This is a genomic window from Elizabethkingia argenteiflava (assembly GCF_009904105.1).
Lineage (GTDB): Bacteria > Bacteroidota > Bacteroidia > Flavobacteriales > Weeksellaceae > Elizabethkingia > Elizabethkingia argenteiflava.
Genome location: NZ_JAAABJ010000013.1, coordinates 1 through 242 on the forward strand (window position 1 = coordinate 1; position 242 = coordinate 242).

Here is a 242-nt window from a genome sequence, read left to right on the forward strand (position 1 = left end):
GATTAAGCACCCAAACAACTCGGCTACTTTTTAAGCTGTAATCGACTTCAATAAAAAGTACTTCTCTGTTATAGTCGTCAATTACATTGAAACTTCTGAATTTACGACCATTCTCCATGACATCACTAGTAAAGTCTATACTCCATGATTGAGTAAATTTTGAGGGGGTCACTAGTGGCTTCTTTTCTCTTTTAGGAAGTCTCTTTTTATATTTTCTTCTCATTGCCAGTCCTATACTTTTA

Annotated in this window: 1 pseudogene; it reads right to left on the reverse strand. The window is 34.7% G+C overall.

What is annotated here, in order from left to right:
• Window positions 1-242 (reverse strand): annotated as a pseudogene (locus tag GNY06_RS00065) (IS3-like element ISLbl2 family transposase); the annotation flags it as partial.